At 61.4% G+C, this 10226-nt stretch carries 10 protein-coding genes; 5 read left to right on the top strand and 5 right to left on the bottom strand.

Translation table 11 applies throughout. From position 1 onward, the window contains the following. Nucleotides 1-75: 75 nt before the first annotated feature. Nucleotides 76-825, bottom strand: coding sequence for a PepSY-associated TM helix domain-containing protein (locus tag PQQ96_RS40550; RefSeq protein WP_408302813.1), 750 nt, complete (start codon nucleotides 823-825; stop codon nucleotides 76-78). Between the two features lie 330 nt (nucleotides 826-1155). On the opposite strand from PQQ96_RS40550, the gene PQQ96_RS40545 reads away from it, so the two are divergent. Continuing rightward, nucleotides 1156-3057 carry a DUF3857 domain-containing transglutaminase family protein gene (locus PQQ96_RS40545; RefSeq protein WP_408302812.1) on the top strand — a complete coding sequence of 634 codons (1902 nt, stop codon included), beginning with the start codon at nucleotides 1156-1158 and terminating at the stop codon, nucleotides 3055-3057. Nucleotides 3058-3168: 111 nt separating this feature from the next. On the opposite strand, the gene PQQ96_RS40540 is transcribed toward PQQ96_RS40545, so the two are convergent. Beyond that, nucleotides 3169-4197 carry a serine/threonine protein kinase gene (locus PQQ96_RS40540; RefSeq protein ID WP_408302810.1) on the bottom strand — a complete coding sequence of 343 codons (1029 nt, stop codon included), beginning with the start codon at nucleotides 4195-4197 and terminating at the stop codon, nucleotides 3169-3171. Nucleotides 4198-4297: 100 nt separating this feature from the next. Next, on the bottom strand, nucleotides 4298-4510 hold the full coding sequence (locus tag PQQ96_RS40535; RefSeq protein ID WP_063494501.1) for a hypothetical protein: 213 nt from the start codon (nucleotides 4508-4510) through the stop codon (nucleotides 4298-4300). Nucleotides 4511-4926: 416 nt separating this feature from the next. Here PQQ96_RS40535 and PQQ96_RS40530 point away from each other — a divergent pair, with 416 nt between their 5' ends. Together PQQ96_RS40530 and PQQ96_RS40525 are read left to right on the top strand one after the other, a co-directional pair. Further along, a complete protein-coding gene (locus PQQ96_RS40530) occupies nucleotides 4927-6216 on the top strand; it encodes an MFS transporter (RefSeq protein WP_408302808.1) in 1290 nt (429 codons plus the stop codon). Between the two features lie 350 nt (nucleotides 6217-6566). Then, complete coding sequence (locus tag PQQ96_RS40525; protein WP_091797197.1) at nucleotides 6567-6752, top strand: hypothetical protein; 186 nt, start codon at nucleotides 6567-6569, stop codon at nucleotides 6750-6752. Between the two features lie 174 nt (nucleotides 6753-6926). On the opposite strand, the gene mgrA is transcribed toward PQQ96_RS40525, so the two are convergent. Beyond that, nucleotides 6927-7970 (bottom strand): L-glyceraldehyde 3-phosphate reductase, encoded by a 1044-nt coding sequence (gene mgrA / locus PQQ96_RS40520; RefSeq protein ID WP_408302806.1) that lies wholly within the window; start codon nucleotides 7968-7970, stop codon nucleotides 6927-6929. A gap of 212 nt (nucleotides 7971-8182) precedes the next feature. Between mgrA and PQQ96_RS40515 the strand changes: the two genes are divergently transcribed. Next, on the top strand, nucleotides 8183-8389 hold the full coding sequence (locus PQQ96_RS40515; protein WP_408302805.1) for a DUF3185 family protein: 207 nt from the start codon (nucleotides 8183-8185) through the stop codon (nucleotides 8387-8389). Nucleotides 8390-8460: 71 nt separating this feature from the next. Here PQQ96_RS40515 and PQQ96_RS40510 read toward each other — a convergent pair whose 3' ends face one another. Continuing rightward, complete coding sequence (locus PQQ96_RS40510) at nucleotides 8461-9222, bottom strand: phytanoyl-CoA dioxygenase family protein (RefSeq protein WP_120302629.1); 762 nt, start codon at nucleotides 9220-9222, stop codon at nucleotides 8461-8463. 462 nt (nucleotides 9223-9684) lie between these two features. On the opposite strand from PQQ96_RS40510, the gene PQQ96_RS40505 reads away from it, so the two are divergent. Beyond that, nucleotides 9685-10053 carry a hypothetical protein gene (locus tag PQQ96_RS40505; RefSeq protein WP_408302803.1) on the top strand — a complete coding sequence of 123 codons (369 nt, stop codon included), beginning with the start codon at nucleotides 9685-9687 and terminating at the stop codon, nucleotides 10051-10053. Nucleotides 10054-10226: the final 173 nt, after the last annotated feature.

Below are 10226 nucleotides of genomic sequence, written 5' to 3'. Positions count from 1 at the left end.
ACGGCAACCAAACCAGGCAAAGCCCAACGCCGTAGACACACAGCAACATGCCGCCGCCAAAGGCAAAAACACCACTTACATCAATCCACAAACCACGGCGGCAACCACCGACCCGCCAACCAACAAAACCCCCACTACACGCCGCTTATTCAACTCAGTCCAAAGCAAAACGCCAGTCAACGACAACAAAATCATCCCACCAGCGATCGTATCGATCAACAAAACCCACCCAACACTCAACCCCACCCCGCGGTGCAGGTTATTCATCGTCGTAAGAAACGAGTTCTGCGTGCGTTTCACCGCAACAAACCCATTCCCCACCCAGTACTCCGCCTGCACATTCTGGGTAGGCCCAAAAATCCCGACCTGCCAGAATTCCGGCTGCATCGTGCTGTGATCCCCCCATGCCACCGCGTGCGCCGGCTCGCGCTTCACCCGCCCCGGCTTGCCGTCGATCTTCAACTCACCCTTGAGCCATTTCGCCATATCCATCGGCGACTTCAGCTTCCCCTGCGGCACGGAAATCTGCATCTCCTCAACCTGCGGCTCGCCAGACGACACCTTCAACGGACCACCACGATGGTTCAGCAAAAAACCCGTCGCGCCGAACAACAACCCCAACACCGCGCCCCACAGGCCAACCCAGCCGTGCACCTTGCGCAACCACTTGATGAAATTCGCCCGCCGCGAACGCCGGCGCCGCGCCGTCTGCTCGGCGTCGTCCATCAAATGATGACCACGCTCCGGCGTATGGGCGGTGTACTGCGTGCCGCCACCAGCAGCAGCACCAGCAGGCTTCATATCGATCGAGTCAGGCGCGTTCACTTCAATACTCCAGGCGCAGCAAGTTAAGCCATCGCCGGCGTCCAGCGACAAGGCGCACGCTCACACCAGCGGTAAAAGAGGTAGCGAAAGGAAGGGCCGGACAATCCGGCTTGCGGTCCAGGTCGTCCGGCTGAAAAGCTGGCTGGCAGTCACAGAGGAGGAGAAATGTGACAGAAAGCTGGCGATGCCTTTCAATTGAGAATAGCTATCATTACATAATTGAGGCATTTGCTCAATCGCAATGCGCGGCATCCGCTTGACTTCCTGGCGGCGCAAAGGGACTCTAGCTGGCGATCCCGTCAACGTTGCCGTTCCGGATACCTGCCTGCCATGCGCCTCACCTCCTGGGTCTGTCTTGCCTCTCTCGGCTGGCTTGCCGGCATCCACGCCGCGAGCGCGAGCATCGCGACCAAACTGGACGATCCCTACACCAACGAAGGCGAAACGCAGACCTTCACAGTCAACGCCGACGGCTCCTTCTCGAAGCTCGATTCGATGACGCTGCACGTCAATAACGAAGCAGGCGTCGCGCGGGTCGCGCAGCAGTACGTCTGGTTCAATCGCAACATGGCGGACGTGCAGATCCTCGAGGCGTACACGACCACCGCCGATGGCGTGCGTCACGACGTGCAGCCCGACCAGATTCGCGACGTGCAGGAAGTCCGTTCGTTCGAAGCGCCGATGTTTCAGGACATCCTGGAAAAGGTCATCGTATTCCCCGCCGTCGAACCCGGCGCGCGCGTGCACCTCACCTATCGCAAGACGCAAAAGGAGCCGATCGTGCCGGGCGAGTTCAGCGACTTCACGCCACCCGATATCGCGCCGACCCACAACTTCCGCCTGATCTACGATCTGCCCGCCGACAAGCCGCTCTATGCCGATGCGCGCGGCTTCACCGCGTTGCAACCGGTCACGCAAGGCGGCCGCACACGCTACGAATATCGTTACGACAAGGCACATTTCAGCCGGCTGGAGCGCGGCTCGATCGCCTACGTATCGTATGGCGACCGGCTGATGGTCTCGACTTTTCCCGACTACGCCGCTTTTGCCGCCAGCTACAGAGCCTCCGCCGCCGACCCGAACGCGCGCGATGCCACCGTCACGCATCTCGCGCAAAACCTCACCGCACGTGACCATACCCCGCACGACAAAGCCAAGACGCTGTACGACTGGGTGCGCCGCAACGTCCGCTATGTCGCGATCTATGTCGGGCGCGACTCTGTGGTGCCGCACAGCGCAAGCGCGATCCTCGCGAACCGTTACGGCGACTGCAAGGATCACGTGGCGTTATATGGCGCGCTGCTCGACGCGGTCGGCATCCGCAACGAGCCGGCCTTGATCAGCAGCGGCACGATCTATACGCTGCCCAGCGTGCCGGGCTACGGCGTCATCAATCACGCCATCACGTGGCTGCCGGATTTGCAGCAATACGCTGACTCGACGGCATCGAATGTCGAATTCGGCTTTCTGCCGTCGTCCGATATGAACCGGCCCACCGTGCTCGTGAATCGGGGTGTGGTCGCGCAAACACCGGCCACCGAGTTGATGACGCGCAGCACCGACCTGTCGATCAAGGTCGAACCGGATGGTTCGGCGAGCTTCACCTATCGGCTGGAAGTATCGGGCGCTTCGGCCGAACAGGGACGCGCCATGTTGCGCACACAGTCGCCCGCGCAACGTGATGATTCGATCCAGGCGGAGTTACGCAGCGTCAACCTGCGCGGCACTGCCACGCTGACGACCAACGACCTCACCGTGGCCGACGGCCCGCTGACGATCACGATGAAAGGTACGCTCGAAAATCTCGTGGTGCCGGGCGCGGCAGCATCGATTCCAGCGCTGACGAGTCTGGCCGGCGGCTTCGCGGCGGACACCCGCTACTGGCTCGGTGAACGGCAGCGCACGCAGCCCTTCGTCTGCCACAACCTGACGCTGCATGAACGCGCGCGCATCGAATTGCCCGCGAATTTCCACGTGCTCGAGATGCCGGAAGCCAAACGAACCCAGGACCGCTTCGTCGATTTCCAGTCGCAATACACGCTCGATCCGCTCAGCAACGTCGTGACGATGACGCGCGACGGCACCACCCATTTCGATAGCGATGTCTGCACACCCGACGACTTCACGCAGATGCGTCCCGCGATCGAAGCGATCGGGCGCGACGTGCGCGCCGAAGTGATCGTCAAATCAACGCTGGTGCAATCGTCGAGCGTGGCGTCACAGGCGCCGTAAGACCTCGTCGACGTCCCGTAGCAGCGTCCTGGGGCCAACGTCCCACGCGCTGCCGCGGTATCACCTGCCGCCACGGCCACAGACCCGGCAGGTGCAGAGAAGCGCAAACGCTCAAACCGGCCAGAGCGGCCCTTCCTGCATCGCGCCGAGCTGCTCGCGCAGTTCGAGGATGCGGTCTTCCCAATAGCGCTGCGTGTTGAACCACGGAAACGCCGCCGGAAACGCCGGGTCGTCCCAGCGGCGCGCGAGCCACGCCTGATAGTGAATCAGCCGCAGCGTGCGCAACGCTTCGACGAGATACAGTTCGCGCGGCTCGAAGTCGCAGAAGTCTTCGTACCCGGCAAGCAGATCGGCGAGTGCACGCGAAGCCTCGGCGCGATCGCCCGGCAGTAGCAGCCACAAATCCTGCACCGCCGGACCCATGCGGCTATCGTCGAAGTCGACGAAATGCGGACCCGCGTCGGTCCACAACACATTGCTCGGATGACAATCGCCGTGCATGCGCAGCATGCGAATTTCGCCGGCGCGCTCGAAGGCGCGTTCCACGCCTTCGAGCGCGAGATTCACGACGGTTTCCCACGCGGCACGGACATCGTCAGGTATGAAACGGTGCGACAGCAGGAAGTCGCGCGGCTCGTAGCCGAACGTGTTGATGTCGAGCGTGGGACGTTCGGTGTAGTTCTGCGTCTGCCCAACCGCATGAATGCGGCCGATAAAACGCCCTAGCCATTCGAGCGTATCGCGCCGGTCCAGATCGGGCGCGCGGCCGCCGCGGCGTTCGAAGATCGAGAAACGGAAACCGTCGAAGGTGTGCAGCGTGCGGCCGTCGGAAACACGCGCGGGCACCGCCGGAATTTCGCGCGCGGCGAGATCGGCGACAAAGGAGTGTTCTTCGAGAATGGCGGCGTCGGTCCAACGCTCGGGACGGTAGAACTTGGCGACCACGGGCGGGCCGTCTTCCACGCCCACCTGGTACACGCGGTTCTCGTAACTATTGAGCGGCAGCATGCGGCCGTCGGTGTACACACCGACGCTGCTGAGCACGCTGTCGAGCGCGTCAAGCACGATTTCCGGCTTGAGCCGGGCGAAAGGTACGGCGCTATCGGCGCCGTCCTGTGGGTCGAGATTGTCGTCGTTCATGCTCGCATTGTGCGCCGCGCCGCCGTCAAAGACGAGGGCGTCGGCTCACCTTGCGGCATCCAGCCACCTGCAACCACCATGAATCAGACTCAAACCAGCTTCAATGCACCTGCGCGCTCGCCGGGCGCACCTGCTCGCCCGTATCAATCAGATCTTCAAGGAAAAAGGGTTCAGTGTTCAGATGCTCCGAAGTGCCGGGTTCGCCGGCATACCAGGCCACCATCGCCATGTCGCCAAGAATGCGCATGACAATCCCACGTGCGTCTTTCGGTACAGCGATATGCACCGAGCGGACAATGGAACCGATTTGCATGATGTTTCCCCGTTTCTCCTATAGCCGGCTTTATGGTTTCCGCGCCGGTCAAGGTGATGATAAAAGCGCCGCTTCGCCAATAACGTTGCGTACGCACCCAATCTGCTGCGCGTAACACGCGTGAGAGGTTCGAGTCATTGTTCCCGTTTTGCGGGGCCACGGAAAGCGCGAACTCAAGGCTGTTCACCCGTCGTTTCGCCCTATTCCGATTACAGCGCGCCGGGCCGATGATCTGGGCGTAAAGCGTCGTAACGAGATCATCATAAACCCAGCCGGGGTGATATATCAAAATCCTGTCGTCCGCGCGAAAGGCAAATATTCACGTCCGCGGACCTCGCATCGCGCGAACCTGTCCAGCCTATTCAACGTATCCTTCACTCCTTTGAGTATTTTGCGTTCCCCAAGGAGATTCTTTCGTGACCGCATCGCCGGAATCCCACCGGACTGCTACTTCGGCTGTTCCTGCTTCATCCGCGTCTTCCACCTCCGCTACCGTGCCTGACGTCCCCCACGCTTCTTATCTCGAACGCGGCACGCGGGCCTATTGGCGCGCCAGCATCGCGCTGCTGTTTGCCGGCTACGCCACCTTCTCGTTGCTGTATTGTGTACAGCCCTTGCTGCCCGCATTCTCGACGACGTTCAGCGTGACGCCGGCACAGAGCAGCTTGTCGCTCTCGCTGACGACAGCCGCGCTCGCGCTTGCCATATTCGTGGCCGGCTTCGTGTCGGAAGGCTGGAGCCGTCACAAGCTGATGACCGCGTCGCTCACGCTGTCGGCGCTATTGACGATCGGTGTGTCGATCGCGCCGCAATGGCATCAATTGCTCGTGTTGCGCACGCTCGAAGGCCTCGCGCTCGGAGGCGTGCCCGCCGTTGCGATGGCGTATCTCGCGGAAGAAGTGCACCCCGATGGACTCGGTCTCGCGATGGGGCTGTACGTCGGCGGCACGGCGATCGGTGGGATGGCTGGGCGCGTGATTACCGGCGTCGTCGCGGATCTGTTTTCGTGGCGCGTGGCAATCGGCACGATCGGCGTACTCGGCATTCTGTCGATGCTCGCGTTTCGTGCGTTGCTGCCGCCGTCGCGCCATTTCGTACCGCGTCGCGGGCTCGGCTTCACCCATCATCGCACTGCCCTGCTGAAGCAATTCACGCGTCCCGGCTTGCCTCCGCTGTTTCTGCTCGGCTTCGTGCTGATGGGCAGCTTCGTCACGCTGTACAACTACATCGGTTACCGGCTGCTCGCACCGCCTTGCCTGCTGAGTCAAACAGAGATCGGTGCGATTTTCGTCGTGTATCTGACGGGCGTCGTCGCCTCGCCGTGGTCGGGCCGCATGGCTGACACCTTTGGCCGGGCGCGCGTGCTGACCGGCAGCTTGCTGCTGATGGCGCTCGGACTCGCCCTCACGATGCTGCATCCGATCGCAGCAATTGCAATCGGGATCGCCTGCGTGACGTTTGGTTTCTTCGCCGGACACTCGGTGGCGAGCGGCTGGGTCGGACGTCTCGCGAAAGAAGCCAAGGGGCAGGCCGCCGCACTGTATCTGCTCGCGTATTACATCGGCTCGAGCGTGGTCGGCTCTTATGGCGGCCATATCTGGGCCGGTTATGGCTGGAACGGTGTCGCTGGACTGGTAGGCACGCTGCTCGTCATGGGCATCTTTGCGGCCACGCGCTTGCGTCAGCGCGAACGGAGCGCCGTATGAAGAGACGCAGCTGATCGGCTTCAGGAAACCCGAGCCCGTCCGCAGCATGAACGCGGACTTACGTGGGGTGGATCTCAGCCGGGCGCGAACTAGCCACTGCGCATCGAACCGGCCTAAAAAGTAAGGTCTGTGTAAGCAAATACTTAATTTATTACAGCGTTTTTGCTGCGACGCGACAATCGCGGCGGTCCTTGCAGCACTGGGTTCAGCAGCCTGCGAAGACGCGCTGCAGCGCCGCAAAGCGTTGTTATGTTGATCTAACCGTCGCCTATACTCGAATCGAGCGTTGGCAGTGCATGACTCCAGAAATAGAGCCATTGCCCGCGCCAGTACTAAAAAAGGAGACGGGTATGACGACCTACTTCACGATCGGCGATTTCATCCTGGTGATTCCGATGGCGCTGGCTGGCGCTCTGTTTGTCGGTGCGCTCCCCTGCAAGACGGAATTTCGGCACAACGCGCTACGCGTGCTAGGCGCGCTGCTCGGCGTGGTGTTCGCGGTCGTGCTGGTCGAAGGCTTGCCTGCGCTGGTGTAGCGGGGTCTGGCGAAGACGGCCTCTACGCTTCGCCGCTGGGTCGGTCGACTGAACGCAGTCGCTTCATCCACTGCGTAGGAAGCGTGTGCACTTGAACGCGTCGATAAAAAAGCCGCCTCACGGGCGGCTTTTCTGTTTCTGCGGCATATTTCTACGACGTGAAACGCTGCGCGATCAGATCGCCTGATCCGTCGACGGTTTTTCCCAAAGGTTGATACCGCCTTCAGTCGCGTAGCGGTCGATCTCCGCCAACTCCTCCTTCGAGAACGCGAGATTCTTCAGCGCACCAACGTTCTCGCGCACCTGTTCCGCGCGGCTTGCGCCGATCAGCACGGACGTGACGCGCGGATCGCGCATTGCCCATGCGAGCGCCATCTGCGCGAGGCTTTGCCCGCGACGCTGCGCGATGTCGTTGAGCTTGCGCACGTGTTCGATGTTTTGCGGGCTCAAATGCTCCTGCTTCAACGAACCGCCGCCCGGCTTGTTGACGCGCGCGTCTTCGGGCACGCCGTTCAGATACTTGCCGGTGAGCAAGCCCTGCGCGAGCGGCGTGAATGCGATAGCACCCGCGCCAACCTCTTCGAGCGTGTCCAGTAGTTCGCGTTCGATCCAGCGGTTGAGCATGTTGTACGCCGGCTGATGGATCAGCAACGGCACCTTGTACTCGGCAAGCAGCTTGGCCATTTCGAGCGTCTTGGTCGCCGAGTATGACGAAATTCCGATGTATAGCGCCTTGCCCTGCTGCACGGCGCTAGCCAATGCACCAGCGGTCTGTTCGAGCGGCGTATCGGCGTCGAAGCGATGCGAATAGAAGATATCGACGTAGTCGAGGCCCATGCGCTGCAGGCTCTGATCGAGACTCGCGAGTACGTATTTACGCGAGCCGCCACCCTGGCCGTACGGACCGGGCCACATGTCCCAACCCGCTTTCGACGAGATCAGGAGTTCGTCGCGATACGGCTTGAAGTCATCTTTGAAGAGTCGGCCGAAATTGGTTTCGGCGCTGCCGTACGGGGGGCCGTAGTTGTTGGCGAGGTCAAAGTGAGTGATGCCCAGATCGAAGGCCGTGCGCAGGATATCGCGCTGCGTGGAGATCGGCGTGGTATCGCCAAAGTTGTGCCACAGGCCCAGCGACAGCGCCGGCAGTTTGAGACCTGACTTGCCGCAGACGCGGTATTGCATGTCCGAATAGCGTTCTGAAGCTGCTTCGTAAGCCATTGCTAGTGTCCTTGATGTTGAAGTCGCCCGGCGATCACGGGCGTGAGGAAATCACATGCTGCGGGAGGCGTGCAGGTTTTAGGTTGGGTGAGGCCAGACTGCTATGGTAGCCAATCGCCGTGCTGCCTGCAGACGCCCACTATGCGGGATGGACGACGGCTTGCGGCTCCCCTACACTTTGGCCGATCAAAGCTTATCGGAGGAGCGGGTTCATGACGAAGGCGATTTCAATCGCGCTGATTGTCGGCGGTATCGTGTTGTTGTATTTCGGCGGGCAGGCGTTCAACTCGGTCAGCAGCGAAGTGTCGCGCGTGTTTACCGGATCGCCGACCAACAAGGCGGTCCTGCTGATTGTGGCTGGCGTGATCGCCACCATCGCCGGCCTGACCGGGGTGGGTCTTTCCGGACGCAAGCGGTAGCGCGTCGATTGCCTACGCGGCGCCGAATCCGCGGATAGCCACGGATTTCCGCGCCGCGCGAGGCAAACAGGCTAGAAGGCAATTTCAGGCTTGGCCGCCGAGCGGGATCCCGGCAGGGGCACATTGCTCGCCCCGTGATAGGTAAATACCAAAGAAAATTTCACCTGATCGCTGAGATTCTTGCCAGCCGAATGCAGCGTGTTGCAATGGAAGAACACCACGTCCCCGGCGTTGAGCTCAGGCGAAACCGCGGTGCGAATCAAGGCCTGATTCTCTTCCAGATCGGAGCGGAAAAACTTGGCCTCGTCAAACCGGTCGGACGTGAAGGCGGCACTGTGCGACTTCGGCACCAGCCACAATGCGCCGTTATCGACCGTCTCCTGGCCGACCGCGAGCCACACCGACACCAGGTCGTCACGCTCGAACGACCAATACCGCACGTCACGATGCCAGCCGGTCAAACTGCCATAAGCCGGGTGCTTGGTCATCATGCAATTGTGATGCGCCCGCGATAAGCGCGGCTCCTCACCGAAGTACAACTCCATCCAGCCCCGAATTTCCGGCGCGGTCGCCCATTGCGCAAAATGCGGATGGCGCCCGTATGCATCCAGCAGCCGGCGAACCGTATGGCCGCCCGGCGCATGTTTGGATTCCGGCGCACCCGGATACCGCAAATCCGCCTCGAACTCGATCGGCGCCGCCGCTTCCTGCAACTGGCGCTCCGCTATCTGCTTCAGTTCGCCGCAACGCTCGGGCGACACCAAACCAGGCACAACGACAAATCCTTGCTCCCGCAACGTTTGAATCTGTTCTTTCTTCGAGTGAAGTGACATGGTGTTCCGTTACTTTCGACTGGCTGATGCTCGATTGTAAAACGGGCGCGATCGGACTGTGCGCTGTTTCGCCTTTCGAGAAACCCCTGCCTTACGCACTACTTTCACGCAAAATGGCGGTTTGCACGGCACGCTGTCAGGGCAAGCACGCACGAAAATCGACCGCAAAGGGCGCGACCCCACCAGCGTGCGCATTACGTTTACCCCGTAAAAACCCGTATTCGCAGGGTAAAAACCGACTTTCTGACGTCATGAATCGCGTGTAGCCTGCACACATGTTGATCGCTACTCCCGCACTTTTGCGGCGCGCAAGCGCCGCTGTGACCGGCCCCGCCGTCCTCCGTGCCCTTTTCCCCCGAATTCCAGGCTTTCGCGCCGTCCATCGCGACACCGTCATTGGCACAGTTGGTGCTGCTTCTGACGCACACGCGGTCGCGCGAAACGTTGCCTACTTGTGAAGCCATGCATACTCTTCTGAGCACCCGTCTTACCCGCGCTGCATTGAAAGCGGCGCGTCCGGCGCGCCGTCATGTGGTGCGCGCACTGCGTCACCATGCCACCCGCACTCGCGCATTAGGCGAGCAATGGCGCGAAGCCAAAGCGGTCGACGGCATTCGCACGTGGTTCCACACCTTCTTCTCCGCGCTGCGCCTGCAAGGCAGTTCACGCCGCTTTTCGCTGCGCACGCTGCTGCGCAAACCGACGCCGCTGCGCCTCACCGCTACGCGCAATGCACCGGTCGCCACGCCGCAAAGCACGAGCCGCCGACCGCGGCGTATGTCGACGAGCGGCAGCTCCGGCTGGTTTGCGTTCGCGTTTGCTAGCCGCTGAATGAGTTGCGAATGAACGGCTAAGTGAGCCGTTGAACGAGGCACCCCACCTGCCTCGAACGGCATCACGTCCGCAGTCCGGCTGCTGCGAGTAGCTGCCGCAGCGGTACCGCCATCGCCTCACGGCATAGCGTCTTCGAAGCCAATAAAAAAACCCCGCCCGGCTTGCGCCCC

The organism is Paraburkholderia sediminicola, from assembly GCF_046027825.1.
Classification (GTDB): domain Bacteria; phylum Pseudomonadota; class Gammaproteobacteria; order Burkholderiales; family Burkholderiaceae; genus Paraburkholderia; species Paraburkholderia sediminicola_D.
This window is presented reverse-complemented; position numbering and strand designations above follow the sequence as displayed.

What these genes read in the sequence shown, in the direction of transcription:
- PQQ96_RS40545 (WP_408302812.1), top strand. Translation starts at nt 1,156, where the DNA reads ATGCGCCTCACCTCCTGGGTCTGTCTTGCCTCTCTCGGCTGGCTTGCC.
- PQQ96_RS40540 (WP_408302810.1), bottom strand. Translation starts at nt 4,197, where the DNA reads ATGAACGACGACAATCTCGACCCACAGGACGGCGCCGATAGCGCCGTA.
- PQQ96_RS40535 (WP_063494501.1), bottom strand. Translation starts at nt 4,510, where the DNA reads ATGCAAATCGGTTCCATTGTCCGCTCGGTGCATATCGCTGTACCGAAA.
- PQQ96_RS40525 (WP_091797197.1), top strand. Translation starts at nt 6,567, where the DNA reads ATGACGACCTACTTCACGATCGGCGATTTCATCCTGGTGATTCCGATG.
- mgrA (WP_408302806.1), bottom strand. Translation starts at nt 7,970, where the DNA reads ATGGCTTACGAAGCAGCTTCAGAACGCTATTCGGACATGCAATACCGC.
- PQQ96_RS40515 (WP_408302805.1), top strand. Translation starts at nt 8,183, where the DNA reads ATGACGAAGGCGATTTCAATCGCGCTGATTGTCGGCGGTATCGTGTTG.
- PQQ96_RS40510 (WP_120302629.1), bottom strand. Translation starts at nt 9,222, where the DNA reads ATGTCACTTCACTCGAAGAAAGAACAGATTCAAACGTTGCGGGAGCAA.
- PQQ96_RS40505 (WP_408302803.1), top strand. Translation starts at nt 9,685, where the DNA reads ATGCATACTCTTCTGAGCACCCGTCTTACCCGCGCTGCATTGAAAGCG.